This is a genomic window from Ruegeria sp. HKCCD7303 (assembly GCF_013111185.1).
Classification (GTDB): Bacteria; Pseudomonadota; Alphaproteobacteria; order Rhodobacterales; family Rhodobacteraceae; genus Ruegeria.
Genome location: NZ_WVRE01000001.1, coordinates 995,093 through 1,021,628, shown reverse-complemented (window position 1 = coordinate 1,021,628; position 26,536 = coordinate 995,093). Strand labels below are relative to the sequence as shown.

The 26,536-nt window shown below is 56.3% G+C and carries 22 protein-coding genes; 9 read left to right on the top strand and 13 right to left on the bottom strand.

All coding sequences use genetic code 11. The features are described from left to right. The first annotated feature begins 420 nt into the window (after positions 1-420). The gene (locus GS630_RS04600) at positions 421-2,040 is read left to right on the top strand and encodes a GMC family oxidoreductase (RefSeq protein ID WP_171620493.1); all 1,620 of its coding nucleotides are present in this window, start codon (positions 421-423) and stop codon (positions 2,038-2,040) included. Positions 2,041-2,044: 4 nt separating this feature from the next. Here GS630_RS04600 and GS630_RS04595 read toward each other — a convergent pair whose 3' ends face one another. Further along, on the bottom strand, positions 2,045-2,890 hold the full coding sequence (locus tag GS630_RS04595) for an SDR family oxidoreductase (protein ID WP_171178843.1): 846 nt from the start codon (positions 2,888-2,890) through the stop codon (positions 2,045-2,047). Positions 2,891-2,978: 88 nt separating this feature from the next. Here GS630_RS04595 and GS630_RS04590 point away from each other — a divergent pair, with 88 nt between their 5' ends. Next, positions 2,979-3,611 carry a class I SAM-dependent methyltransferase gene (locus tag GS630_RS04590; protein WP_171620491.1) on the top strand — a complete coding sequence of 211 codons (633 nt, stop codon included), beginning with the start codon at positions 2,979-2,981 and terminating at the stop codon, positions 3,609-3,611. Positions 3,612-3,635: 24 nt separating this feature from the next. Here the strand turns inward: GS630_RS04590 and GS630_RS04585 are convergent, their stop codons facing one another. After that, the gene (locus GS630_RS04585) at positions 3,636-4,625 is read right to left on the bottom strand and encodes a sterol desaturase family protein (protein WP_171620471.1); all 990 of its coding nucleotides are present in this window, start codon (positions 4,623-4,625) and stop codon (positions 3,636-3,638) included. Between the two features lie 23 nt (positions 4,626-4,648). After that, on the bottom strand, positions 4,649-5,404 hold the full coding sequence (locus tag GS630_RS04580) for a class II aldolase and adducin N-terminal domain-containing protein (RefSeq protein ID WP_171178837.1): 756 nt from the start codon (positions 5,402-5,404) through the stop codon (positions 4,649-4,651). A gap of 114 nt (positions 5,405-5,518) precedes the next feature. On the opposite strand from GS630_RS04580, the gene GS630_RS04575 reads away from it, so the two are divergent. From GS630_RS04575 to GS630_RS04560, 4 genes are all read left to right on the top strand, one after another. Next, positions 5,519-6,388, top strand: a complete 870-nt coding sequence (locus tag GS630_RS04575; RefSeq protein WP_171178835.1) for a LysR family transcriptional regulator — start codon at positions 5,519-5,521, stop codon at positions 6,386-6,388. 164 nt (positions 6,389-6,552) lie between these two features. Then, complete coding sequence (gene ade, locus GS630_RS04570; RefSeq protein ID WP_171620469.1) at positions 6,553-8,355, top strand: adenine deaminase; 1,803 nt, start codon at positions 6,553-6,555, stop codon at positions 8,353-8,355. Beyond that, the gene (locus GS630_RS04565; protein WP_171178831.1) at positions 8,352-9,815 is read left to right on the top strand and encodes an AMP nucleosidase; all 1,464 of its coding nucleotides are present in this window, start codon (positions 8,352-8,354) and stop codon (positions 9,813-9,815) included. Before ade ends, GS630_RS04565 begins: the two co-directional genes overlap by 4 nt. A gap of 130 nt (positions 9,816-9,945) precedes the next feature. Then, positions 9,946-10,233: an HU family DNA-binding protein gene (locus GS630_RS04560; protein WP_050605937.1), complete on the top strand. Its 288-nt coding sequence runs from the start codon at positions 9,946-9,948 to the stop codon at positions 10,231-10,233. 71 nt (positions 10,234-10,304) lie between these two features. Here the strand turns inward: GS630_RS04560 and GS630_RS04555 are convergent, their stop codons facing one another. Next, positions 10,305-10,538, bottom strand: a complete 234-nt coding sequence (locus GS630_RS04555) for a hypothetical protein (RefSeq protein ID WP_171178829.1) — start codon at positions 10,536-10,538, stop codon at positions 10,305-10,307. A gap of 114 nt (positions 10,539-10,652) precedes the next feature. Beyond that, positions 10,653-11,849, bottom strand: coding sequence for a BCCT family transporter (locus GS630_RS04550; protein ID WP_171178870.1), 1,197 nt, complete (start codon positions 11,847-11,849; stop codon positions 10,653-10,655). Between the two features lie 182 nt (positions 11,850-12,031). On the opposite strand from GS630_RS04550, the gene GS630_RS04545 reads away from it, so the two are divergent. After that, positions 12,032-12,919 carry a DMT family transporter gene (locus GS630_RS04545; protein WP_171239066.1) on the top strand — a complete coding sequence of 296 codons (888 nt, stop codon included), beginning with the start codon at positions 12,032-12,034 and terminating at the stop codon, positions 12,917-12,919. On the opposite strand, the gene GS630_RS04540 is transcribed toward GS630_RS04545, so the two are convergent. Next, positions 12,895-13,416: a glutathione peroxidase gene (locus GS630_RS04540; RefSeq protein ID WP_171178825.1), complete on the bottom strand. Its 522-nt coding sequence runs from the start codon at positions 13,414-13,416 to the stop codon at positions 12,895-12,897. The two genes, GS630_RS04545 and GS630_RS04540, sit on opposite strands and share 25 nt — an antisense overlap. 146 nt (positions 13,417-13,562) lie before the next feature. On the opposite strand from GS630_RS04540, the gene msrB reads away from it, so the two are divergent. Then, a complete protein-coding gene (gene msrB, locus GS630_RS04535; protein WP_171178823.1) occupies positions 13,563-14,009 on the top strand; it encodes a peptide-methionine (R)-S-oxide reductase MsrB in 447 nt (148 codons plus the stop codon). Continuing rightward, positions 14,009-14,521 carry a peptide-methionine (S)-S-oxide reductase MsrA gene (gene msrA, locus GS630_RS04530; RefSeq protein WP_171178821.1) on the top strand — a complete coding sequence of 171 codons (513 nt, stop codon included), beginning with the start codon at positions 14,009-14,011 and terminating at the stop codon, positions 14,519-14,521. Before msrB ends, msrA begins: the two co-directional genes overlap by 1 nt. 39 nt (positions 14,522-14,560) lie before the next feature. Here the strand turns inward: msrA and GS630_RS04525 are convergent, their stop codons facing one another. The 7 genes from GS630_RS04525 to GS630_RS04495 form a co-directional block, all read right to left on the bottom strand. Beyond that, positions 14,561-16,564 (bottom strand): hydantoinase/oxoprolinase family protein, encoded by a 2,004-nt coding sequence (locus GS630_RS04525; RefSeq protein ID WP_171620465.1) that lies wholly within the window; start codon positions 16,562-16,564, stop codon positions 14,561-14,563. A 72-nt stretch (positions 16,565-16,636) separates the two neighbouring features. Continuing rightward, the gene (queG, locus tag GS630_RS04520; RefSeq protein WP_171620463.1) at positions 16,637-17,674 is read right to left on the bottom strand and encodes a tRNA epoxyqueuosine(34) reductase QueG; all 1,038 of its coding nucleotides are present in this window, start codon (positions 17,672-17,674) and stop codon (positions 16,637-16,639) included. Between the two features lie 72 nt (positions 17,675-17,746). Then, a complete protein-coding gene (locus GS630_RS04515; protein WP_171093340.1) occupies positions 17,747-18,412 on the bottom strand; it encodes a glutathione S-transferase family protein in 666 nt (221 codons plus the stop codon). A 58-nt stretch (positions 18,413-18,470) separates the two neighbouring features. Next, a complete protein-coding gene (gene mtgA, locus GS630_RS04510; RefSeq protein WP_171178815.1) occupies positions 18,471-19,205 on the bottom strand; it encodes a monofunctional biosynthetic peptidoglycan transglycosylase in 735 nt (244 codons plus the stop codon). 39 nt (positions 19,206-19,244) lie between these two features. Beyond that, positions 19,245-20,159, bottom strand: a complete 915-nt coding sequence (locus tag GS630_RS04505) for a Hint domain-containing protein (protein WP_171711881.1) — start codon at positions 20,157-20,159, stop codon at positions 19,245-19,247. A gap of 200 nt (positions 20,160-20,359) precedes the next feature. Next, positions 20,360-24,892, bottom strand: a complete 4,533-nt coding sequence (gltB, locus tag GS630_RS04500; RefSeq protein ID WP_171620461.1) for a glutamate synthase large subunit — start codon at positions 24,890-24,892, stop codon at positions 20,360-20,362. Positions 24,893-24,949: 57 nt separating this feature from the next. Beyond that, positions 24,950-26,383, bottom strand: coding sequence for an NAD(P)-dependent oxidoreductase (locus GS630_RS04495; RefSeq protein WP_171234597.1), 1,434 nt, complete (start codon positions 26,381-26,383; stop codon positions 24,950-24,952). Positions 26,384-26,536 lie beyond the last annotated feature (153 nt).

Here is a 26,536-nt window from a genome sequence, read left to right as displayed (position 1 = left end):
TGTGTCACCGCCGCTTCCGCAGCGTCCCAGCGCCTCAGCAGCGCCGGTGAAGGGGTATTTACGGATTAGGTCTGGGACCTGCAACCCCCATTTTGAAAAAACTTCACGATTCACGAATTTTTCTACAAAAACGCAATAATAACAAATAGATATGTGGTGACATGCAGCTTTTACTACTGCTTTGAGGACACTGTCTGCCTATCCAATTGGGGCAAGGCGCAGTCAGAAGACGGAATCGTGGCCAAGGACTCAGGGAAGAGCATACCAAATTACCTGAACGTCATGCGCGACAGGCCAGCTTTTCACCCCGCCCTTCATTTACCGCGTGCCCTGACTTGAGGTCACAATTGAATTTTGACTTAAATGCAGCAGAGTTTCGAAAACAAGCTGGTCACGGCGGAACAAGGCGCGGAGCTCAACATGCAATTCGACTATGTCATCGTTGGCGGAGGTTCAGCGGGCTGCGTTCTTGCAAACCGTCTGAGCGAAGACCCTGCAACTCGCGTGTGCTTGCTGGAGGCTGGTGGTAGCGGCGATGATGTGGTCGTGCGGATGCCGTCTGCGGCTGTCGCAACTTTGCCAGGTCGACCACGCATCCACAACTGGGCCTTTGAGACTGTTCCCCAGACAGGTTTGAATGGGCGCAAAGGCTATCAACCGCGTGGAAAAACGTTGGGAGGTTCCAGCGCCATCAATGCGATGCTTTATGTCAGGGGTCAGCGGCAGGATTACGATGATTGGGCCGATATGGGCTGCGAAGGATGGGCCTGGAACGATGTTCTTCCATACTTCAAGCGTTCCGAGAACAATGAGCAGGGCGCAGATGATATGCATGGCGGCTGCGGACCGCTGCACGTGTCTCATCAAAAAGAACCCCGCCCGATCACCCGCGCCTTTGTCGAAGCCGCTGGGCAACTGCAACACCGCAGAACAAGCGATTTCAATCGGGGCGATAATGAAGGTGTTGGTCTGTATCAGGTCACGCAGTTCCACGGCCCAGCAAAGAATGGTGAGCGTTGCTCTGCCGCGTCGGCATTCTTGATTCCGGCAATGGACCGTCCAAACCTGACCGTCATCACACATGCCGTTGTCAAAGAGCTGACATTTGAAGGAAAACGCGCCAGTGGTGTAACCTACCGGACCAAGGGCAAAGGTGCGGACATCAGCGTAAAGGCCACACGCGAAGTTCTGCTGTGTGCGGGCGCGCTAAAATCGCCGCAACTTTTGCAACTTTCGGGCATAGGTGCTGGCTCAGATCTGAACCCCCATGGAATAGCCATACGTCATGAATTGCCTGGTGTTGGGCAAAACCTTCAAGACCATTTGGATTTCACCCTGACATACCGCACCAAAGACACAAACACATTTGGTATTGGTCCGGTTGGGGCTGTTCGGCTTCTTGGGCATATCCAGCGATGGTACAAGACCGGCGCTTCCATGGCCGCCACACCCTTTGCCGAAGGGGCAGCCTTTCTGAAAACCAGCCCTGATCTGGAACGCCCCGATATCCAGCTACATTTCACAATCGCAATGGTCGATGATCATGCACGCAAACTGCACTACGGATACGGGTATGGTTGTCATGTCTGCAAATTGCGCCCGGACAGCCGGGGGGCAGTTGGGCTGCGCAGCGCCGACCCAATGGACACACCGGCCATTGATCCCGCTTTTCTATCCGACGCGCGGGATCTTGAAACTATGATCAAAGGGGCGCGGATGACTCGGGATATCCTTGAAGCGCCTGCTTTGGCAAAATACCGACACAAAGAGATGTTCGGAACGGACACCGCCCAGACGGATGCCGATTGGGAAAAACACATCCGCGCCCGCGCCGATACGATCTATCACCCGGTCGGCACCTGCAAAATGGGGCGCGATCCGATGGCAGTTGTGGATCCCCAACTGCGTGTGCACGGGTTGGAGGGGCTTCGTGTTGTCGATGCGTCAATCATGCCAAAGCTGGTATCCGGAAATACAAATGCGCCGACCATCATGATTGCGGAAAAAGCAGCGGACATGATCAGGTCAGCAGCGGGTTAAGGTGCTACTGGCCTTTCATCAAGGCGTCTAACCCGACCCTGTAATTGGGATAGATCAAAGTCACGCCTAGCTCGTCCTTGATCCGACTGTTACGCACACGCTTGTTTTCATTATAGAAGCTGCGCGCCATTGGCGTCAGGTCGGCCTCTTCATAGGATACCGCCGGCGGAAGGGGAAGACCTTGTAGCTCAGCAGCGTAACCAATGACGTCCTGTGGCGGGACGGGTTCATCGTCACATACATTGTAGACGCGACCCGGGTTGGAGTTGGTCATCGAGGCGTCGAGGATTTGCGCGATGTCCTCCACGTGAATGCGCGAAAACACCTGCCCCGGCTTGATGATACGCCGCAACCCGCCGCGTTTGAGCTTGGAAAATGGACCCCGGCCCGGCCCATAGATTCCCGCCAGCCGGAAGATATGGATGGGTAGGTCGGGAATGGACGACCATTGCTGCTCGGCCAGCATGCGCCATTTGCCGCGTTTGGCCGTTGGTGCCAGAGGCGTATCTTCGTCAACCCATCCACCCTGATGATCGCCATAGACGGCAGTTGTCGACAAATATCCAACCCATGTGAATTGAGCCGCGCGGCGGGCGATTTCATCACCCAGCGCCGCCAAGACCGGATCACCCTCTGCATTCGGGGCGGTCGAAATCAGCAGATGCGTCACCCCATCCAGGTTCGGTTCCTGTCCTGGCCAGACCAACGGCTCTGCACCCGAGTCACGGATGGCTTCCATACCCTCGCTGTCACGTGTGGTGCCAAGAATGCGCCAGCCTTTCGGAGCAATATGTCGGGACAGGGCCTGTGCGGAATAACCATGGCCAAATGAAAAAAGCGTCTGAGTCATGCCCCTTTGATGGGCCTCAGTGATCCGGGATGCAAGCGCTGCATGGACGCACTTGAATCGAATCTTTGGATGCGGCTTTCTGTTGGGTATGAGCGACAAGAAACCCGATTTGCATTCGGCCTATACGCTGAACTCACCTGATGAACACAAACGCCTCTATGCGGAATGGGCTGGGGATTATGATGACAGCTTCGCCGCGCGCGAAGACTACTTGCTGCACACCCACACGGCGCGGGCATTTGTGCGTGCTGGCGGTCAAGGCCCGGTTCTGGACGTCGGCGCAGGCACAGGCCTTTGCGGCGCTGTGTTGTCCGGGCTGGGCGTCGGGCCGATAGACGCAACTGATATGAGCACGGAAATGCTGGATCAGGCCATGCGCAAGGATATCTACCGCGACGCGATCGAAGCAGACGTGACCCAAGGTATCCCGGTACCGCGCGAAAGCTATTCCGGCGTCGTCTCATCCGGGACCTTCACCCATGGTCATCTTGGCCCCGAGGTCTTTCCCGCGCTGTTGCGTATCGCACGGCCCGGCGCGCAGTTTGCCATTTCGATCAATGCCCGTCATTTCGAAAAGCTGGGTTTCACAGACATGCTGCGCCAATTGGAACAAGGTCAGATTCGAAATCTGACCCTGCCCGAGGTTCGTATTTATGGCGATCTTGCCGCCGGTCCGAACAAGGACGATAGGGCATTTGTTGCCTTGTTCGAACGGGTTTAACCCAAGGCGATTAAATCGGCCCAATCAAGTATACATCTGCTTTTTATAAGCGCGCGTACGTGTCGTCGCCTCAGCCGATCCATCGTGGTAGGTGCCGAACCACTTATCAAACGGGATTTCGGACGTGCCGTAGTTGCACTCGAAATACCGGTGATGAAGCTGGTGGAAGAAATCCCCGGCCCGCGCAGCGTCGGTCTCTCCTGCCTTCAGTTTTTCGAACCCTGAATGCGACAGAACCGGGCTGATCTGTTGGAAAGAGCTGTGAAACAACAGATGCAGCGGATGAGACGGCACAATCAGGTGGATGAAGTAGGTGGTGAAATACAGCAGGTTTTCATACCAGTGGTTCGAAATGCCAGACCATGGTCCAACGTTTACATTACGGTGATGAACGGCGTGGACGTGTTTGTAGAGCTTTGGGTGATGCTCCAACCGGTGTATCCAGTAAAAGTGCAAGCCAGACCACATGGGGATGAACATCATCCAGACGACAAACCAAACCGGAGCTTCAGCCCAGGTGATCGTTGGTGCCCAACCATTGGCCATCGCCCAGTAGATGATCCACTGGTAAACGGTTGCCACTGTCATGGCGCTGCCCAGCGTCCACCAGATATTGTCCCAAACCTGATTGCGGAAGGTAAACACGCCGTTGTTCCGCGTCAGATCCCGGCGGTCGAACTTTTTATACATGCCCTGCCCTTTGCGCATGTAAAGCCACCAGTGTAGCGCACCGGCGACCAGGATTTGCGGCACCATGTTCAACAGCCAGATCCGAAACATCCAACCGGGCGCGAAGCTCTTCATCGTCTCTAATTCGGGGAAAAAGAAGGCATAGGCCGTTACCGCCAGGACCATGCACAAGGTCAGGGACGTGATCTGTAACCACGCGCCAGTGTACCATTTCAGCACAGCCGCAGGGCGCGGTGGCCAGCTGAACAGAGGGTTCAGACCTACGGGGCCTTCGGGATGATAGTGCCAGCGGGTGGTTTCGGGATCCGGGGCGATATCTGTCATGAGGCTCTCTGAAGAATTGGCGGTTAGGATGCGTAGTCCGAGCCCTCTGTGTCGAGAATCGCCTTTATCTCACGCAGATGGGCTTCGGCCTGATCGGGGTAGTCGTCCAGCTCTTTTGCGGTTTTCTCGGCAATCTCATCCGACAACACACGCAGGGGCAGGCCCGTTTGCAACGCGCGAATATACGTCTCGGCGGCGCGTTCGAAGTAGTACAACCTGTTGAAGGTATCTGCGGGGTCACTACCGATGATCAAAACGCCATGGTTGCCCATGATCATGACCTTTTTCTTTGGGTCCGTCAGCATTCCAGCACAGCGTTCACCTTCATTTTCGAAGGCCAGCCCACCAAACTCTTGGTCAATCACATAGCGATTGTAGAACGTTGCGGTGTTCTGATCGATCGGTGGCAAAGTGCTGTCGGCCAACGAGGCCAGAACTGTCGCAAAGATCGAATGCACGTGCATGACGCAACGCGCGTGCGGACAGTGGCGATGGATTGACCCATGCAATCCCCATGCCGTGGGATCCGGCGCGCCAGGTTGAGACATCACCTCGGGGTCATTGGCATCCAACAGCAGCAAGTCCGACGCGCGGATGCGCGAGAAATGCGCCTGGTTGGGGTTCATCAGGAACTGCGTGCCGTCATCGTTCACAGCAAGGCTGAAATGATTGGCGACAGCCTCATGCATATTCAACCGCGCAGTCCAGCGGAACGCGGCAGCCATATCCACGCGTTCGGACCAGTGGTCGATATTGGGGCGAAGGTTGGTAACACTCATGCGTGGGCTCCTATTGCGGCTGACCTTTTGTAAAGCCTGCATTTGGTCTGCCCGTTTGACCAACGAAAAAAACAACACTATCCCATTAGCAAAACTAATGCCGGGATTATGTCGATGCAGAATAAGCTGCCTCCGCTGGGCTGGCTGCGTACGTTTGAGGCCGCAGCGCGTCATTTGTCATTCACTGGCGCGGCTCGGGACCTAAACATGACCCAAAGCGCCGTCAGCCAACAGATCAAATCGCTGGAAGGCCATCTGGGTCAGCCCCTATTCCTGCGCCGCCCCAAGGCGTTAGAACTGACCGAGGCCGGAATCACCTATTTGCCAGTGGTCCGAGAAGCGTTTCGAACTCTGATGCGCGGCACACAGGCTGTCACCGGTGCGCAACCAAACGCCGTTCAGGTGCAGTGCAACATCAGCTTTGCCGTCAATTGGCTGGCCCCGCGCCTGCCGATGTTTCAGGCCGAGCATCCCGATGTACAATTAAATATCTTCACCGAACTCTGGGAACCGCGAGAGATGGCCGAAGGTGCCGCGGTTGAGATTCGCTTTTCGTTGCGCCCGTCGGACACCACCCGGACTGAAATGCTGCGCACTGAACACTATTATCCGGTCTGTGCCCCGGGGTATCAGGTGAGTCTGGACGATCTTCAGGAGAAGCCATTGTTTGATTGCTCCAATCTGCTGTCCAATTGGTCAAGCTGGGCAGAGGAGCAGGGTCTAACATGGGGCAATCCATCGATTACCTATGCAACAACCTATCTGGTTTGCCTTTCTGCAGTCACGGCAGGCGGGGGCCTGTGCCTGGCGCACGACGCCATTGCACAACACCTGATCGAACGCGGGCAGCTTGTCGCGCCATTCGAACATCGCGCACCAATGCCCGAGGCATATTATTTGCTGCTATCCCCGCAGGCCGAGGACACGCCCGGTGCAGTGGCTTTTGCGAATTGGATTCGGCGCGAAATTGGGTCAACAACGTAATCCGGTAAGCTCCCGCCGTTGCCCAAGGCCATTGCGCACCTGTCCGATGGTCGGGCAGCACGAGTTGGCTGCAAGTGGATGGAGGCCAAACAGGAATCTATGATCTATTTGTGACGACGCAGAACCGGGGTTGCACCCGCTCGCGCATTCGTGAAAGTTGAGCCATGGAATACACACCTTTCCCAAGTTGGCCCGATGTCGCCCCCAAGTTGATCGAAGTCGCGGCCGGACGCGCGCCTGCAGACACGATCATTCAGGGCGGTGTTTGGGTAAACGTACACAGCCGCGAGTTACTGCCGGATCATTCCGTTGCGATTGCAGAAGGACGGATTGCTTTTGTGGGACCTGACGCCTCGCATTGCATCGGACCGAACACACAGATCATAGACGCGCGCGAGCGCTATATTTTGCCCGGCCTGTGCGACGCGCATATGCATATCGAATCTGGCATGCTCACCCCGGCCGAATTCGCCCGTGCGGTCATCCCGCACGGTACGACCAGCATGTTCACCGACCCGCATGAGATCGCCAATGTGCTTGGTCTTGAAGGTGTGCGCATGATGCATGACGAAGCGATGATGCAACCGGTCAATATCTTTACCCAAATGCCGTCTTGTGCGCCATCTGCGCCGGGGCTGGAAACCACCGGTTATGAAATCACGCCCGAAGATGTGACAGAAGCCATGAGTTGGCCAGGCATCATTGGGCTGGGTGAGATGATGAATTTTCCGGGCGTAATCCACGGCGATCCCAAGATGCTGGCCGAGATTGCAGCCACACAACGTGCTGGCAAAACCGTGGGCGGGCATTACGCTTCGCCTGATTTAGGGTCTAATTTTGCAGCTTATGTGGCCGGTGGGCCAGCGGACGATCACGAGGGCACATGCGAAGCCGACGCCATTGCTCGGGTTCGACAAGGAATGCGGTCGATGATGCGCTTGGGCTCGGCCTGGTATGATGTCGAAAGCCAAATCACCGCCGTGACCGAGAAAGGGTTGGACCCGCGCAACTTCATTCTGTGTACCGATGACTGCCACTCGGGCACGTTGGTGAATGACGGACATATGAACCGCGTAGTGCGCCATGCGATTGCTTGTGGATGTGAGCCTCTGATCGCCTTGCAAATGGCGACAATCAATACAGCCACGCATTTCGGGCTGGAACGCGAAATCGGATCCGTCACGCCAGGACGGAGGGCGGATATCATTCTCAGCTCGGACCTGACGAGCCTGCCGATCGAGACAGTGATCGCCCGTGGGAAAGTGGTCGCGGAAAACGGAGTAATTCAGGTCGATTGTCCGCATTTGAACTGGCCCCAAAAAGCGCGCAACACTGTTCATTTGGGCCATGCGCTAAGCTCGGCCGATTTTGAGATCAAGGCACCGGCCGGTGCGAACCGGGTACGGGCCAATGTCATCGGCGTAGTTGAAAACCAAGCCCCGACAAAGGCGCTGAAGGCCGAACTGCCAATCATTGGCGGGCTGGTCGAGGGCGAAGGTGATGTTTGCCAAATCGCTCTAGTCGAACGGCATCGGGCGACGGGTGGAGTGACCAATGCGTTTGTCTCGGGCTTTGGATATCAGGGCAAGATGGCCATGGCCTCGACCGTGGCGCATGACAGTCATCATATGATTGTCGTAGGCACGGATAAGGAACAGATGGCACTGGCAGCCAACCGACTGGCCGAAGTGGGTGGCGGCATTACCATTTTCCGCGACGGGCAGGAACTGGCGCTGGTCGAATTGCCCATTGCTGGCCTGATGTCCGACAGCCCCGCCGCCGAGGTCGCAGCCAAAGCCGATGAGATGGTGCAAGCCATGCAGGACTGCGGCTGTCATCTGAACAACGCGTATATGCAGCACTCTCTGCTGGCGCTGGTCGTGATCCCTGAACTCAGAATATCGGATCTGGGGTTGGTAGACGTGCGCACTTTCGAAAAAATCGACCTTTTGGAACCTTTGGCATGACGACACTTCTGACCCCTGACTCACAAGCGCCAGAGCAATTCACCGATCCAGCAGCCGCCGTTGCCCGTTTGGAAGAGCTTTACACACAAGCCACGGAATTCCTGTGCGACAGCTTTTCCAAGGCGATGCAAGAAGGTGCTCCGTCCGCACGATACAGAGCCTATTACCCGGAAATTCGCATTCAAACGTCCACTTACGCGCAGGTCGACAGCCGCCTGAGCTTTGGTCACGTCTCAGAGCCCGGCGTCCATGCCACCACGGTGACACGGCCCGATCTTTTCCGGTCTTACCTGACACAACAGATTGCTTTGTTGATCAAGAACCACGGCCAGCCGGTGACAATTGCGGCGTCAGAAACGCCCATCCCGGTGCATTTTGCTGTGGCGAACAATTCTGATCTGGTTGTGCCACATCAGGGAGCGGCCGCGTTCACCCTGCGTGACGTGTTTGATGTACCAGATCTGAGCACAACCAACGACGACATCGTCAACGGTGTGCATGATCACGAGGATGTCGTTGGACCCCTGTCGCTGTTTACCGCCCAGCGCGTGGATTATTCGCTGGCTCGTCTGGCGCATTACACAGCGACCGATGCAAGCCATTTCCAGAACCACGTGCTGTTCACGAACTATCAGTTCTATGTCTCGGAATTCGAAAACTACGCCCGCGAGCAATTGGCAGATCCCGCCAGCGGCTATACCAGCTTTGTTTCGACCGGAAACGCCGAGATCACGGACCCAGAGGCAGCGATTGAACAGCCGCTGAAACTGCCGCAGATGCCGACCTATCACCTCAAGCGGGAAGACGGTTCGGGGATCACGTTGGTGAATATCGGTGTTGGTCCGTCGAATGCAAAAACCGCAACGGACCACATTGCGGTGCTGCGCCCACACGCCTGGTTAATGGTCGGCCATTGTGCCGGGCTGCGCAACACGCAGGCGTTGGGGGATTTCGTCCTTGCCCATGCCTATCTGCGCGACGACAAGGTTCTGGATGACGATCTGCCGGTCTGGGTTCCAATCCCACCCTTGGCCGAGATCCAGGTAGCGCTGGAACGCGCCGTGGCCGAAGTGACAGAGTTGGAAGGGTACGAACTGAAGCGGATCATGCGGACGGGCACTGTAGCCTCGGTCGATAATCGCAACTGGGAATTGCGCGATCAATCCGGTCCGGTCCAGCGCCTCAGCCAATCGCGGGCGATTGCGCTGGATATGGAAAGCGCCACCATCGCTGCAAATGGCTACCGCTTCCGTGTTCCCTACGGCACGTTGCTGTGCGTTTCGGACAAACCGCTACATGGCGAATTGAAGCTGCCAGGTATGGCCTCATCCTTTTATACCACGCAGGTCAGCCGTCATCTGGCTATCGGAATAAAAGCGATGGAACACTTGCGCGGCATGCCGCTGGAGCGGTTACACAGCCGGAAATTGCGTTCGTTTGACGAAACGGCCTTCCTCTGACGCAAAAAAGCAACGTTTTCCCCATATTTTTAGGGGTTTCAGCGCTACTATTCGTTGTGTTTGGCCACAATATCCCGTTACAGTTACGCGGTGAGGCCCTATAGATCGGGCACGTTAAGGAGACCAAGAAATGGCAAAGCCTATGACTAAGACTCAGCTGGTTGCTGCTCTCGCTGAGGAAATGGGAACCGACAAGAAATCGGCGAACGCCGCGCTTGAGGCCGTGACCGGCCTGATCACACGCGAAGTTTCTGCCGGTGGCGCAGTCACCCTGCCCGGCGTTGGCAAAATCTACTGCCGCGAGCGCCCCGAGCGTCAAGTTCGCAACCCGGCCACTGGTGAGACCTTCACCAAAGAAGCCGACAAGGTTGTGAAAATGACCATCGCGAAAGCGCTGAAGGACAGCGTGAACGGCTAAGTTCCGTTTTTCGACATGATCAAGGGCCGCCAATTGGGGGCCCTTTTTCTTTGGCCTCAGTTTCTTTGGCCTCAGTGCAGACTGAGCAAAACCTCAAGATCACGCCGGCTTAGTCGCTCCATCAGCGACCGTTCGTCGGATGTGAGCTTTGCATCGCTGCGGATGTATTTTTCTATATGCAATGCGATGTCGCTGGTCGGTCGGTAATACAGATCGGGATCAAGTTGGCTAAGTGCTTCGACCATGCGCATCAGAATTTTCTTCTGCTTCTCTGAGTCAAGATCTTTGCGTTTTTCTTCCAGCACTCTGCACACCTTTCGTCTTTCCCTGTGTAACATAGGGCAAACCTGATGGTCGCCAAGATGCAACGAAAAGGGGCACCATTTGGGTGCCCCTCGGATCAGTGCTTTGATCGACAATTAGTGAACCGTCTCAACCTTATGGAAGTCCAGATCGCGGTCTTCTGGCATCGCATCGATGCTCAACACCTCTTTGCGCTTTGTGATCAGGATATAGACCACGCAGGCCAGATACAGACCGACAACCACCGCTCCGATCCACTGGATCTGCAGCCACTGGCTTTGGAATAACAGGGTCAGAACAAACAACAGCGCAACGTTGCCGGCCACATAAGTGGCCTTACCGAACCGTTCGACCGTCATTTTCAGGTTGTCCGTATACAAGCGGATCAACGAGTCGAGCGAGTTGATCACGAAGGTCACACCAACGATCACCATCGCGATATTGGTGATTCCTGCGGTGCTGATGCCGTTCAAATGGTAATAGTAGAGAACGGTGAACCAGATCCCCAGCGGGATGGATGGAAAGATAAGCAGCGCCGCCAGCAATTGCCACGTGGTCAGACCGCCCACAAATCGCGAGGTAAACTGACCAATCATGATCGACCAAGCGAACCACCAAAACAGATAGAAGGCGTGATAGTCGGTCAGCGGCAGGACAAACTTGTGAAGGTTGGCGAAATAAGCGCCGATATTGCTGCCGGTTTCCAAAAAGCCAGTCACGCCCATGCCTGCCGCAGCCCACATTCCGATGATCAGCGCGAGGAACAGAAAGGTCGAACCCACCGACAGGATGCGTACGTATTTCAGGTCAGTCGACGAATAGGCCGCCGCCAGGATGACCACAAATACGATGATGTAGAACGTTGTTACAACGGACTCGCCGTCTCCGACTTCGGGTAGGTAGCCGGGCAGATAGATCAGGAACAGGCTGGCGGTGAAGGCGCAGGTGCCGATGATGACCACGTTATTGATCAGCTTGACCAGCGGAATCTCAAAGAACTTCACGCGTGGTTCGATCACGCAGAAATAGAAGGCTGTCAGGAAGTAGAACGCCCAGATCAGGAAGCCCCAGAACCCAAACTCGATCGCCAGCGGGTTGGCAAATGCATAAGCAGTGTCCTCGGCATAGCCACCGAATTCTGTCAGTGGGAACATGATCAGGCCGACATCCAGACCGGATGTGAACAGGATCGCGATGAACGTGAACAGATGAACCGGTGTCACACCAACGCAACGCAGGTTCCACCATTTCACGACGAAGAAAGCGACCAGGCCCAATGCCAGCAGGACGCCAAAAGATAGAATGTACTCCAGAAGCACTGACAAACCTCCCTTGTTTGGTCAGATCGTCACGCCGTTATAGTTTATTGGCTGATCAATCAATAAAAACATACATAAATCACACCGCATGTTACCTGCGTGTCTTTTTTGGCGCAGGCAACTTGCAGCGAGCTGGAAAATCGGGAACAGTCCGCCGAACATGACAGGGGGTCTCCATGGATCTGCGCGCCATAGCCATGGGGCTTACATTTGCTCTGATCTGGTCATCTGCCTTTACCTCGGCGCGGATCATCGTTGCAGATGCCTCACCTTTGTTCTCGCTGGCGTTGCGGTTCCTGATTTCTGGTGTTCTGGGCGTGATAATTGCAAGGGCAATGGGCCAAAGCTGGCACCTCACCCAAAACCAGTGGCGCGCGACGATCCTGTTCGGGATTTGTCAAAATGCTCTTTATTTGGGTCTGAATTTCTACGCAATGCAAACAGTTGAGGCTTCGGTTGCGGCCATTATTGCATCTACAATGCCGTTGTTGGTTGCACTTGCAGGATGGCTGATCTTTGGTGAAAAGCTGCGTCCGCTGGGCATTCTGGGTCTCTTTGCCGGTTTCGCAGGTGTTGCTCTGATCATGAGCAGCAGGATAAGCGCTGGTGTTGACATGTTCGGTGTCGCGCTTTGCGGTATCGGGGCGCTTGCTTTGACATTCGCCACGCTAGCGGTTCGCGGCGCGACGTCTGGCGGGAATTTCATGATGGTCGTGGGGCTGCAAATGCTGGTTGGCTCGGCCGTCTTGTTTGTCGCTGCGCCGATCTTTGAAACCATTTACATCCATCCAACGGTGCCGCTGGCACTGGCTTTCACATACACCACCTTGTTCCCTGGGCTGCTTGCCACACTGATATGGTTTCTGCTGCTGGATCGCATCGGTGCCGTCCGGGCAGCGACCTTCCACTTCCTGAACCCCGTATTCGGGGTCACAATCGCAGCGATATTGCTAGGTGAAAAACTAGGCGCGCTGGACGCGGTTGGTGTCGCTGTCACAACGCTTGGAATTCTTGCAGTCCAGCTCTCGCGTCAACCCGCTCAGGGCAGCAAAGCTTCCACCTGATTCAACAATTTGCGTGAGTCGGGTTTGACGTTTGAACCATAAGTCGCAACTACTTCGCCCGCTGGGTCGATCAGGATCTTGTTAAAGTTCCATTTCGGTGTGAACCCAGTCTGGGCGGCAACAGCCTTGTAAAACGGATGAGCGTCTTTTCCCTTAACCGGCGTGATATCTGTCATCGGCAACGTCAGCCCATAGTTCATCTCGCAGAACTGCTTTACCTCTTCCGCGGACCCGAGTTCCTGATTGAACGAATCTGAGGGAACCGCAAGCACGACCAGCCCTTTGCCGGAATAGGTCTCATGCACCCTTTGTAGAGCCTTATATTGCCCGGTGAACCCACAGTGTGACGCGGTATTGACCACCAGCACGGGTTGGCCACGCCAATCTTCAATGGCCAATGTGCCCCCGTCGATCGAGGCGAACTCACCGGTCACCGGCGCAGCCTGAACGGCGCGACCCAACAAGATCAAGGCAGTCAAAAGCAGCAATCTGAACATGTCTTGCCCTCCCTTTTTAAATTGATACGCAGAACGGCACACTCCAGATCACTTGCACGACTGCGAGAGCGGTTTGAAATATCGCTTTGCTTTCCACCCTGCAGCCCCCAGATAATGGCGCAATAAAAAATTCTGCCGGAGGATCCATGACTCGCTATACCAAAGACCCCACGGCCATCGCTGCGCTTTCGCCCGAAGAGTTTCACGTCACTCAACGCAGCGGCACCGAACGTCCGGGCACTGGACAATACCTGAACAACAAGGAACCGGGTATCTATGTGGACATCGTATCGGGTGAGCCTCTTTTTGCCTCTACCCACAAATACGAATCCGGATGTGGCTGGCCCAGCTTTACCAAGCCGATCATCCATGAGCATGTGGAAGAGTTTCGCGACACGACCCATGGTATGATCCGGACCGAGGTCCGCTCGAAACACGGCGATAGCCATCTGGGGCATGTCTTCCCCGATGGCCCGCGCGAACATGGCGGGCTACGTTATTGCATCAATTCCGCCTCTCTTCGATTCATCCATCGCGATGACATGGAAGCCGAAGGGTATGGCGAATATCTGATTCATGTGGAGGACATCTGATGACCGAACGACGCGCTGTACTGGCCGGGGGATGTTTTTGGGGCATGCAGGACCTGATCCGCAAATTGCCGGGCGTTTCACGCACCCGCGTCGGTTACACCGGCGGCGATGTGCCCAACGCGACCTATCGCAACCACGGTACCCACGCCGAAGGGATCGAGATCTGGTTTGACCCGTCGCAGATCAGCTATCGCGACCTGCTGGAGTTCTTTTTCCAAATCCACGACCCGACCACGATTAACCGTCAGGGCAACGATCGCGGCATGAGCTATCGCTCGGCGATCTACTATTTGGACGACGCGCAAAAACAGGTCGCGGTCGATACCATCGCTGACGTGAACGCCAGTGGCTTGTGGCCCGGCAAGGTCGTGACCGAAGTCGAACCTGTCGGAGATTTCTGGGAGGCCGAGCCAGAGCACCAGGATTATCTGGAGCGTATCCCCAACGGCTATACCTGCCACTTCCCGCGCCCGGACTGGGTCTTGCCCAAACGCGCCAGCGCCGCAGAATAAAGCACCACCTGCCCGGCCCCTCTGAACCTTTCAGGGGGGCTAGCCTGTCGCCACCCTTGGTCGCCCGCTTGCCTCGACCGTAATCATGGCTTCGACAAACACATCCTTGGCCTCGACCCGCGCCGTTTTGATATCGCGATCCACAATCACCCGGATATCTTCCGCACCAGCTTCTCTTACAGCGCCCTCAGCCTCGGACTTGAGAACACGTTCCAACAAATCCAGAGCTTCTTCGGACACCGCGAAATCCTGTGGCCCATCCTCCAGATGCACACGATACCGCCCTTCGGTCGGTGACGTGACCGTACCTGACCGCCGCATGGTCAACCGACCAACAACAGCACCGATTGCATTCGCTACACCCGCGTGTTCGGGCAGGATCATGCGGCAATGCAACCGCTCACCCACAGCCGGGTAATAGCTGGGGGCTGACGCCCCAAGACCCACCACATCCACATTCAACGCGGCATTCAACGACAGCAACCCACGATGTTGCGCCAACCCACGCTGCGTCAGCACGTGGCGCGCCAAGTCATGCGGCGGCAGTCCAAACCCTTCGCTCTCCTCGTCGAAAGCAGCCTCTAACAAGGTCAAACTGGTCTGTTCTGTCAATTGATCCACAATCATCTGCGCCAACGCCTCTGGCGAATTTGCCAGCATGTCCCCAGATCCGACCCGTTTGCGGGCCACCAGCTCCAAGGCCTTGCGCGCTGCTTCGGCGTCCCAGGCATTGACGCGCCCAAGCACGTGACTGGCATCCGAGGGTGTCACACCCGAGACCTGAACGATCCCGCGGTCGACCAAGCGGTTCAGAGCGCCATTCTCCATCCGTGACCGCAGCAACGCGCCAAGGGGGAGGACCTGATCGCCCAGACGCTCCAACAAAATCTCTTCCCGTACGCCCACGCCGTCAGCATGGACCCCCGGCACGCGTCGCACAAATCGAGTGTCATGTTCTCCGACCGTTGTGGCTCGCATCTGAGTATCCAGAATGCCATGCACAACATCTGGCGCCTCTGCCGCGATCAAAGACACAGGTAGAACACGCCGTGGCCCCAGAAACACACCGCTCTGCAATCCTTCGGTCACTACGTGCACCTGGCTGTCGCCGCCCAGACCATGGGTGCGCATCGCCACAGCTTCAACCATGGTTCGAAACCCACCCACTTGCGCACCGGCAGGATCAATCGCGGGCTTTCCATCCCGGATCAACGCCACATCGGTTGTGGTGCCACCAATGTCGGACACCAGCGCATTTTCCGCCCCGGTCAGCCAGCGCGCCCCGACGATCGAGGCCGCTGGGCCGCTGAGAATCGTTTCAATCGGGCGTTCCCGCGCCTGTTCGGCGCTCATCAATGCGCCATCGCCACGCACCACCATCATCGGGGCCGTGATCCCCAATGCGCGCAACTGATCTTGCGCGCGCCCGATCAGACGGTCGATCATGCCGATCAATCGTGCATTCAGAACCGCCGTCACAGCGCGCTTAGGGCCGTTCAGCTTGGCAGACAGGTGGTGCGAGCATGTCACCGGCGCACCGGTCTCTTGCAACACAACCCGCGCTGCTTCCAGCTCATGCGCCGGGTTGCGGGTCGCAAACTGAGATGCAATGGCAAAGCCCGAAACCCCTTTATGAGTGTCTAAAAAAACCTCCAAGGCGGCGACATCAAGCGGCGCGGCCTCGCTGCCCGAATGTGTGTGCCCACCCGCAATCACAAGGGCTGGATCGTCCTTTAGTGCGTCCTTCAAGCCATGTTTTTGCAGATCGCTATGCTTGAACCCGATATAGATCAGGGCCACACGTCCACCCTGCCCCTCGACCAGAGCGTTTGTGGCCAGTGTTGTCGACAAAGACGCCATCGCGATCTGATCCGGCGCAACCTGCGCCTCTTCCAAAACAGACGAAATCGCATTGCCCACGCCAATCGCCAGATCCGCGCGCGTGGTCAGGGACTTGGCCGAAGCAATCACCTCTTTCTCGTCCTGGATCAACACCGCGTCAGTATAGGTGCCGCCTGTATCTACCCCCAATGACAGCGTCATCGGATCCTCCTTACTGTTTGCTGCGGATGGGTGTAGCGGTTATGCGCGACGCGTCCAGCCTGTTTGCGGCATTTATAACAACTGTTCCACCGCCCAGCGCGCAGCATCAGCCACGGCTGGATCCGGATCTTCTGTGAGCGCCCGAGCGACAGATATCAAACACGGCTGTCCCGAGTTTCCAATCGCATAAAGCACATTTCGCACGAACCGATCTCGCCCGATGCGCTTGATAGGTGATCCGGAAAATTTCGTGCGAAAACCCGCATCATCCAACGCAGCCAATTCGCTCAGTACAGGCGCTTTCAGATCGTCCCGGGCGGCATAACGTATGTCGCTCGCGGCAACAGCAAACTTGTTCCATGGGCAAGCCGCCAGACAATCATCGCATCCATAGATTCGATTACCCAACTTGCTACGCAACTCGATCTCCACCGGACCTTTATGTTCAATGGTCAGATATGAAATGCACCGCCGCGCATCTAACTGATACGGGGTTGGAAATGCGTCGGTCGGGCAGCTGTCCAAGCAAGCGCGACATGAACCGCAGTGATCTACCTCCGGCTCGTCCGTCGGTAGTTCAATTGTTGCAAAGACAGAGCCTATAAAGGCCCAATTACCCCATTCCCGACTCACTAAGTTGGTATGTTTTCCCTGCCACCCTAGTCCAGCCGCATGCCCCAATGCCTTTTCCGGGACGGGTGCGGTGTCGACAAACACCTTCACCTCACCTCCGGCTTCAGAAACCAGCCACCGCGCCAATCGCTTCAGCCGTTTCTTTACCAGATCGTGGTAATCCTTGTTTTGCGCATAAACCGAAATCGCGCCCCGGTCTGGATAATTCAGAACCTCCGTCGGGTCATGTTCTGGCGTGTAACTTTCGGCCAACATGATCACCGACCGTGCCTCGGGCCACAAGGCACCAGGATCACCGCGCCAATGCACCCGCTCGGTCATCCACCCCATCTGTCCGTGATACCCCGCATCCAAAAATGCCCCAAGGCGCTCTGGCACCTGCGGAACATCCCATGGGCGGCATACTCGACACGCCACAAACCCCTCTGCCAGGGCCTGTTGTACCAGCTTTTTCTTCAGATCTGATCCGCTCTTCATCTGGCCAAAAATACCTTCGGGGGAATCGCGCCTCCGGCGCGATGGGGGCAGACAGCCCCCTGCTGAACCCTATCAGAAATCCAGATCGGCGTAATGAGGCGGCGGTCGAAACCCTGGTACCTGATCCGCCAGAATAGACCGAAACGCCGGGCGCGACTTGATCTTCGCGTACCAATCCTTGACCACCTGGCTGCGGTTCCAATCCACATCCGAGATATAGTCCAGCGCCGACAAATGCGCCGCCGCCGCGAAATCAGCCAATGTCATCTGATCTCCGGCCAGCCAACGGCGGTGATCCAGCAGCCAGGCCATGTAGTCCAGATGATACTTGATCGCCTTGGCACCCTGTTTGACATTCTTGCTGTCCGGGTATCCCTGACCTGTCACTTTCTTGTTCACCCGTTCGTACAGCAGCTTGGACGTCACTTCGTGATGGAACTTGTCATCGAACCAGCCCACTAGGCGCCGGACCTCAAACCGGGCTTCGGGGTTTTTCGGCATCAACGGCGGTTCGGGGCGGGTTTCTTCGATATATTCGCAGATTGCTGCGCTTTCAGACATGATTTGCCCATCCAGACGCAGCACTGGTACTTTACCTGCCGGGTTGCGGCGCAGAAAATCCGGATCCTGTTCCCAGTATCGCTCCTCGACCAATTCAACCTCGATCTTCTTCTCTGCCAAAGACAATCGGACCTTGCGGCAATACGGAGATAGGGGAACATGAAACAGACGCGCCATGGGCTTCCAATCGAACCAGTGAATTCCTGACTGATTTAGCCCTTGAGGGAGGCGGGTTTCAATCCTCGAAACAATCTGCGCGACCATCTGCGCGGATGGTGGCCGCCCCATCCATAATCGCAGCCGCACGCCGACGCGTGCGCACGCTTGGATCCGTGACCGAACGATTGCGCGGAGATGGCAGGATGGCAGCAATCCGCGCCGCCTGAACCGAGCTCAACTGCGCTGCACTTCTGTTGAAATAACGCTGTGCCGCTGCTTCAACGCCAAACACTCCATTCCCGGTTTCCGCGACGTTCAGATAAACTTCCAGAATGCGCTGCTTGCTCCAGAAAACCTCGACGACCGGAGTGATCGAGGTTTCCATCGCTTTCCTGACCCAACTGCGCCCCTGCCACAGGAATACGTTCTTCACCACCTGTTGTGTGATGGTCGACGCACCGCGATTGCCGCCGCCCTCAATCGCGTCACGAATGGCCTCGACATCGAATCCCCAGTGCAGGCAGAAATTTGCATCCTCAGCCGCAACGACGGATCGCGCCATGATGGGAGAGATTTCTTCAATCGAGACCCATTCGCGCTCAACCTTGCCCAACCGACGCCACTCCGACCATATGGTGTGGGTTACCGGCGGATTTACAACTGAATACAGCAAGACCAACGCGACAACCAACGCGACAGCCGCCAATGCGACTCGCATCACCCAACGGCGAAGTTGTTGCGCCACTGGTGTTTTCTTGCTGGATGCCTTCTTATTCTTACCGCTTGATTTGCGGGCTGCTTTCTTCGCCATGTCTCAGCTATACGACGCACCGCCTGCGTTTGAAACGACCTAAATCACGAATGCGCGCGCCTCGCGCGGGTGAACCACCGGCCGCGCTGTTTCCAGAAACATTGGATCCGCCCCCGCCAGTTCGGGGAACAAATGTAACACTTCGCTTTGAGTTTCCCGGTCTGACGCTGATAAGGCATGACCCGGATAATAACTTTCGCTCTTTGCCCCATTGGCGATGATAATCTGATGCTGCCTGAACAACAGGTGGATATATTCCACTTCACCACCTTCGACACGTGTGACGGTATCGCCATTGACCAGAACATGGGCTGCAACCAGCGCCTCGGCATGTCCAAAAAAGTAGGATGCACGCCAATCTTCGATCAGCATTCTATGCTGCGGCGAGACAAGAAGTGGACAATCAAGATCAAAAACGCCTGTCTCAAAACGGATCGGTGCTAATTTACCCTTGGCCTTGACCACCGTACGCCCCACCCAGATCAATGGTTGTGGGCCATGATCCAGAGTTGTGACCAGATCACCGGCTTTCAGGTCTTCCACTGCGCGGTCCCCTTCGGGGGTCGCGATCATCGTGCCAGGTGTAAAACAGGGCGGACCCAGGGTACCGACATCCAATGGCCCTTGCGTGGTGACAAATGTGGTCGAAACCAACGTGCCGGGTTGTAGCACCTGACCGTCCGTCGGCGTAAAAACCCGAGAGCCATCGGCAAGATAAAACGTGGTTCCGACATATGTTACGTTGCCGACACCTGCCACATTGATCGTAATTGTGTCCCCTGGCCAGGAGTTTGTGACGTCCTGCCCATTTACGGTATCACCGCTTGGCGCATCGATTTCGTTGTCATCATCCACATCCGTGAAATCAAGACTGACGACCGCAACAGATGTTCCCGCCGGCGGCGGGTTCGCCGGATCGAAGGTATAGAACTGGTCGCGATACGTTGTTGGCATACTTCTGCCCTCGATTTGCACCACAGGATTTCCAAAATCATCCTTGGTTTTCGTTCAAATTCTACAAAGACTGGCGAAATTCCTGTGATTAGGCAAGAAACCTACTAAGACAGCGTAAACAAACCGGGCCTCGCGTGGTGCAAATGACACGCGAGGCCCGACTTTTAATACTGTTCAGCCTTAGATTGTTACATCAGGCTTCATTCAGCAGGAACTGCGGTGGCTTCGATACTCAGCGGATGGCTCAGTTTGTTCAGCATTTCCTTGGGGCACACCTGCAAAAAGTTGCCTTTTTCCATGTCCCAATGTTGCAGAATATCAACGGCTTTCCGGCTATAGGTCTCTTCAGCGTGGCGAGCAACAAGAGCCTTCAACTGCTCTTCCCAATGTGCGACAGAAACCGGACAGGTGACAAGCGTCTCCATGTTCATCAGCGCTTGGGCCCTGCCTTCGGGATTATACAGATAAGCCATGCCGCCTGTCATACCAGCGCCAAAGTTGGCTCCGATATCGCCCAAGATCACTGCAACACCGCCGGTCATGTACTCACATCCGTTCGAGCCGCAGCCCTCGATGACCACCTTGGCACCTGAGTTCCGCACAGCAAACCGTTCACCTGCACGACCAGCGGCGAACAGATGACCGTCGGTGGCCCCGTAAAGGACCGTGTTGCCGATAATCGTGTTGTCATCCGCCTTCAAAGGGCTGACCTGCGGCGGGCGCACAACAATCGTGCCACCAGACAGACCTTTACCCACATAGTCGTTGGCATCGCCCGAAACCTCGAGCTTCAGTCCCGGCGCGGCAAACGCACCCAAAGACTGACCGGCCGAGCCCTGTAGTTTCACATGCAGATGGTCATCCTGGAACGTGTTCCGCATCCCGAAATTCTGCACAATGTGACTGGACACACGCGTACCTACCGTCCGATGCGTGTTCTGAATGGCGTAAGACAGCTGCATTTTTTCGCCATCTTTCAGGAACCGTGCAGCATCACGCACGATTTCGGCGTCAAGTGTATCCGGAACTGCGTTACGGTCCTTGTCCCGGTTATAAACGATGTCTTGTGCTCCATCGACGGTGATCAGCAGCGGGTTGAGGTCCAGATCGTCCAGATGCGCAGACCCACGGCTGACCTGCGCCAGTAGATCCGCCCGGCCAATGATCTCATCCATCGAACGCGCGCCGAGGCTGGCCAACAACTCGCGCACTTCTTGCGCGTAGAAGGTGATCAGGTTCACCACCTTGTCTGCATTGCCGGTGAACTTGGCGCGCAGGCTTTCGTCCTGCGTACACACGCCGACCGGGCAGGTGTTCGACTGACACTGACGCACCATGATGCAGCCCATCGCAATCAGGGCGGCAGTACCAATGCCGTATTCCTCGGCCCCCATCATCGCGGCCATAACGATGTCACGTCCAGTGCGCAGGCCACCATCGGTCCGCAAAGTTACGCGGTCGCGCAGGTTGTTCATCGCCAGCACCTGATGCGCTTCGGTCAGGCCCATCTCCCACGGAAGACCGGCATATTTGATTGAGGTCGCCGGAGACGCACCAGTGCCACCATTGTGACCCGAAATAAGGATAATATCTGCTTTCGCCTTGGCTACACCGGCCGCAATCGTGCCTACGCCCGAAGATGCAACCAGCTTGACCGTCACCTTGCAACGCGGGTTGATCTGCTTGAGATCGTAGATCAACTGCGCCAGATCCTCGATCGAGTAGATATCGTGGTGCGGCGGCGGAGAGATCAGCGTCACGCCCTTGGTTGAGTGCCGCAAACGCGCGATCAGGTCCGTAACCTTCATGCCAGGCAACTGACCACCCTCACCGGGTTTCGCGCCCTGCGCGACCTTGATTTCAAGCTCTTCGCACTGGTTCAGATACTCGGCGGTTACACCGAACCGGCCCGAGGCCACCTGTTTGATCTTGGCCGAAGGGTTGTCGCCATTCGGTTCCGGCACAAAATGCGCCGGATCTTCACCACCTTCGCCTGAATCAGACTTAGCACCGATCCGGTTCATCGCCACGTTCAGCGTCTTATGTGCCTCTGGCGACAGCGCGCCCAGCGACATGCCCGGGGTGACAAACCGCTTGCGGATCGAGGTGATCGATTCGACCTCTTCAATCGGGATCGCTTTGCCCTTGGGTTTGAAGTCCATCAGATCACGCAGATGGATCGGCGGATTCGATTGCATCTTGGCGGAATATTGCTTCCACAGCTCATAGGAAGCGCGATTACATGCCATTTGCATCATGTGCATCGATGTGGCTTCCCACGCATGGGTCTCACCCGATTTCCGCGCCTTGTAGAATCCCCCGATAGGCAGCACGTCCAGACCACTGTCCCAGGCCTTTGCGTGGATTTCCTCAAGCTTGGTCTGGATACCGGTCACGCCAATACCCGAGATCCGGCTGGTCATGCCCGGGAAATACTCGGCAACCATAGCGCGGCTAAGGCCCACGGCCTCAAAATTCAGCCCGCCACGATAGGATGAGATCACTGAAATGCCCATCTTGGCCATGATCTTCAGAAGGCCCTGGTCGATGGCTTCGCGATACCGCGCAACACTCTCGGTCAAAGTTCCGTCCAGCAGGCCGCGGTCAATGCGGTCAGCCAGAGAATCTTCGGCCAAATATGCATTCACAACCGTCGCCCCGCAGCCGATCAGAACGGCAAAGTAATGAGGATCGATACATTCGGCAGAACGCACGTTCAACGAGCAGAATGTCCGTAACCCTTGCCGGGTCAGATGAGAATGTATCGCGCTGGTCGCCAGGATCATTGGCATCGCAACCCGACCCTCGCCTGTGTTCATGTCGGACAACACGATGTGCCCAGCGCCTGAGCGTACCGCCTCTTCAGATTCGGCTCTAACACGGGCCAAACCAGCGCTCAACGCGCCACGACCTGGTTCAAAGCTACAATCAATCTCAACCAACGGTGCATCAAAATTCTCGACCAAATTGTCCCATTGCGCGTTGCCGACAAAGGGGCTTTCGAGGACGATGATTTCGGTCTGGCTGCTGTCCTCGTCCAACACGTTCTTTAGGTTGGCAAAGCGCGTTTTCAGCGACATCACCCGGTATTCACGCAAACTGTCGATCGGTGGGTTGGTCACCTGGCTAAAGTTCTGACGGAAGAAATGGCTAAGTGGTCGGTACTGTTTCGACAATACCGCCGAAGGGGTATCGTCACCCATCGACGCAAGCGCCTCTTTACCGTCTTCTGCCATCGGAGCGAGGATTTGCTCCAACTCCTCAACCGAATACCCCGCCGCGATCTGACGCTTGCGCAGCTCTTCGCCGGAAAAGATCGGGGCTTCGGTGACACCCGCCAGCGTGCCGTCAAGATCGTTGATCTTGCCGACCCACTCACCGAATGGCAGCGCAGCGGCCAGCTTGTCCTTGATCTGCGTATCGCGGTACAGCTTGCCCTTTTTCATATCCACGGCCAGCATCTGGCCCGGGCCAAGTGCCCCCTTTTCGGTTACGCTGGCCTCGTCGATCGGAACCATGCCCGCCTCAGAGCCCGCGATAACAAGCCCGTCACCCGTCACGACATACCGCATCGGGCGCAGTCCGTTCCGGTCCAAACCGGCACAGACCCAGCGACCATCGGTCATCGCCAGCGCGGCGGGGCCGTCCCATGGCTCCATCACCGAGTTGCAGTAGGAATACATGTCGCGCCACGCCTGCGGCAACTCAACCGCCTGTTTAGACCAGCTTTCCGGCACCAGCATGGTCTTCGCCATGGGTGCGGAACGGCCTGCGCGCACCAAAACCTCAAAAACCGAGTCTAATGCGGCCGAATCTGATGATCCCCCCGCGATGATCGGTTTGATATCTTCCGCATAATCGCCAAAGCTGTCCGAAGTCATCCGGATCTCGTGGCTTTTCATCCAGTTGATATTGCCCTTCAGGGTGTTGATCTCACCGTTATGCGCCAACATGCGGAACGGTTGCGCAAGCCACCATTGCGGGAAAGTGTTGGTCGAATAGCGTTGGTGGTAAATCGCAAAAGCTGATTCAAAACGCTCATCCATGAGGTCGGGATAGAAAACCGCCACCTGCTCGGCCAACATCATACCTTTGTAGATGATCGAACGACAGGACAGAGAGGCAAGATAGAGCCCGGAAATCCCAGCAGCCGCTGCAGCCTTTTCGATGCGGCGGCGGATTACGTACAACTCACGCTCAAAGGTCTCTTCATCCACGCCCTTGGAATTCGAGATCAGAATCTGTTCGATCTCGGGCCGGGTCGCATTGGCTTTTTCGCCCAGGCACGTCACATCAACCGGTACGTGACGCCAGCCGTAGATGTAATAGCCCAAGCGTAGCACTTCGGTTTCTACGATGGTCCGGCACTGTTCCTGGGCGCCAAAATCGGTACGAGGCAGGAAAACCTGTCCCACTGCGATCAGCTCATCCAACTTGGGTTCGTGGCCGGTACGGCGGATCTGGTCATAGAAAAATGGAACCGGGATCTGCACGTGAATACCCGCGCCGTCACCGGTTTTACCGTCGGCATCAACTGCACCGCGATGCCAAATCGCCTTAAGCGCATCGATCCCTGCGTCTACCACCTTGCGCGACGGTTTGCCGTCGACGGATACGACAAGACCCACACCGCAGGAAGAATGCTCTTCTTCCTCGGAATAGAGACCGTTTTCCGCCATCCAATTGCGCTTGGCTTCCTCGGCCCGCACCCAATCGGCATCATATTTGGTCATTGGCTATTTCCTTCTTTCAAGGGAACGTTTGGCGACGAACCCTCTTAATCCTTGGGCTTACTCGGCTGCGATGGCCGCTTTGGCATTGAACCGGTCGATGATCGCGTCGGCGCAGTCGCGGCCGTCGCGGATCGCCCAGACCACCAGTGAAGCACCACGCACGATGTCACCAATGGCGTAAACACCGTCCATTTCAGTTTCTCCGGTCTGGAACGCGGCCTTTACGGTGCCCCAGCGTGTCACAGGCAGGTCCGGCTGGCCGAACAGGGTGGGCAGGTCTTCGGGTTCAAAGCCCAGCGCCTTGATCACCAGATCGGCCTCTTCCACGTAATCCGCACCTTCGATGACTTCGGGCGCCTGGCGACCCGACGCATCAGGCTGCCCCAGACGCATCTTTTGAACCATCACGCCCGTGACCTTATCGTCACCGGTGAAGCCTTTGGGCGCGCTCAGCCATTCAAAAACAACGCCTTCTTCCTCGGCGTTTTGCGTTTCACGCTGCGAGCCTGGCATATTGGCTCGGTCGCGACGATAGAGGCATTTGACCGAGGTCGCTCCCTGACGGATCGAAGTACGCACGCAATCCATGGCGGTGTCGCCGCCGCCAATTACAACGACCTTTTTTCCTTCGGCATTCAGGCGGCCATTGTCAAAATCTTCGACGGCATCACCAAAACTTTTGCGGTTCGAGGCGGTCAGGAAGTCGATCGCCTTTTCAATTCCACCCAGACCGCTTCCCGGCATGGACAGGTCGCGGGATTTATAAACGCCGGTGGCAATAATCACAGCGTCATGCCGGGCACGAATTTCTTCAAACTTGGTGGCGTCAACATCACAGTTCAGTTCGAACCGGACACCGCCATCGGCCAAAAGGTCATTGCGCCTTTGCACGATGTCCTTTTCAAGCTTGAAGCCCGGAATGCCATACATCAACAGGCCACCCGCACGGTCGTAACGATCATATACTGTCACCTGAATACCTGCGCGGCGCAGCATATCCGCTGCAGCCAATCCACCGGGGCCACCGCCGATAATGCCCACACTCTCGCTGCGCTCCGCAGATGGGGTGGCCGGTTTCACCCAGCCGTTATCCCAGGCGGTGTCCGTGATGTATTTCTCAATAGTGCCGATGGTAACTGTGCCGTGACCCGACTGCTCGATTACGCAGTTGCCTTCACACAAGCGATCCTGTGGGCAGATACGCCCGCAGATTTCGGGGAAAGTATTGGTCGCCTGACTTGTCTCATAGGCTTCTTCCAGTCGGCCAGTGGCAGTCAGATGCAGCCAATCCGGAATATTGTTGTGCAACGGGCAATGTGACTGGCAGTACGGCACACCACATTGGCTGCAGCGGCTGGCCTGTTCGGCAGCTTTTTCGGCGGCGTATTCGGCATAGATTTCGTCAAAGTCTTCCTTGCGGTCACTTGCAGCACGCTTTTCCGGCATGACTCGGTCGATCTGCACAAATTTCAGCATCGGTTGCTTGGCCACGGGTCAGACTCCATGAATTGGCTTGGTCCGGTTTCTCTAAGAGATACCGTAGGGGATTAAAAGTCAATCATACTGACCTAAATAAAGAAAGTTTACTGTGTAGAGCTAATATTCTTGAAAAGTTCACTATTTTTAGTTCCGTATCGGACCTAT

Bases quoted from the DNA above. Each gene is read 5' to 3' on its own strand.
- ade (WP_171620469.1), top strand. From the start codon at position 6,553: ATGGAATACACACCTTTCCCAAGTTGGCCCGATGTCGCCCCCAAGTTG.
- GS630_RS04505 (WP_171711881.1), bottom strand. From the start codon at position 20,159: ATGCCAACAACGTATCGCGACCAGTTCTATACCTTCGATCCGGCGAAC.
- msrB (WP_171178823.1), top strand. From the start codon at position 13,563: ATGACTCGCTATACCAAAGACCCCACGGCCATCGCTGCGCTTTCGCCC.
- GS630_RS04580 (WP_171178837.1), bottom strand. From the start codon at position 5,404: ATGAGTGTTACCAACCTTCGCCCCAATATCGACCACTGGTCCGAACGC.
- GS630_RS04600 (WP_171620493.1), top strand. From the start codon at position 421: ATGCAATTCGACTATGTCATCGTTGGCGGAGGTTCAGCGGGCTGCGTT.
- GS630_RS04575 (WP_171178835.1), top strand. From the start codon at position 5,519: ATGCAGAATAAGCTGCCTCCGCTGGGCTGGCTGCGTACGTTTGAGGCC.
- GS630_RS04595 (WP_171178843.1), bottom strand. From the start codon at position 2,890: ATGACTCAGACGCTTTTTTCATTTGGCCATGGTTATTCCGCACAGGCC.
- mtgA (WP_171178815.1), bottom strand. From the start codon at position 19,205: ATGGCGAAGAAAGCAGCCCGCAAATCAAGCGGTAAGAATAAGAAGGCA.
- GS630_RS04590 (WP_171620491.1), top strand. From the start codon at position 2,979: ATGAGCGACAAGAAACCCGATTTGCATTCGGCCTATACGCTGAACTCA.
- msrA (WP_171178821.1), top strand. From the start codon at position 14,009: ATGACCGAACGACGCGCTGTACTGGCCGGGGGATGTTTTTGGGGCATG.
- GS630_RS04565 (WP_171178831.1), top strand. From the start codon at position 8,352: ATGACGACACTTCTGACCCCTGACTCACAAGCGCCAGAGCAATTCACC.
- GS630_RS04560 (WP_050605937.1), top strand. From the start codon at position 9,946: ATGGCAAAGCCTATGACTAAGACTCAGCTGGTTGCTGCTCTCGCTGAG.
- GS630_RS04585 (WP_171620471.1), bottom strand. From the start codon at position 4,625: ATGACAGATATCGCCCCGGATCCCGAAACCACCCGCTGGCACTATCAT.
- GS630_RS04540 (WP_171178825.1), bottom strand. From the start codon at position 13,416: ATGTTCAGATTGCTGCTTTTGACTGCCTTGATCTTGTTGGGTCGCGCC.
- GS630_RS04545 (WP_171239066.1), top strand. From the start codon at position 12,032: ATGGATCTGCGCGCCATAGCCATGGGGCTTACATTTGCTCTGATCTGG.
- GS630_RS04515 (WP_171093340.1), bottom strand. From the start codon at position 18,412: ATGGCGCGTCTGTTTCATGTTCCCCTATCTCCGTATTGCCGCAAGGTC.
- gltB (WP_171620461.1), bottom strand. From the start codon at position 24,892: ATGACCAAATATGATGCCGATTGGGTGCGGGCCGAGGAAGCCAAGCGC.
- queG (WP_171620463.1), bottom strand. From the start codon at position 17,674: ATGAAGAGCGGATCAGATCTGAAGAAAAAGCTGGTACAACAGGCCCTG.
- GS630_RS04525 (WP_171620465.1), bottom strand. From the start codon at position 16,564: ATGACGCTGTCATTGGGGGTAGATACAGGCGGCACCTATACTGACGCG.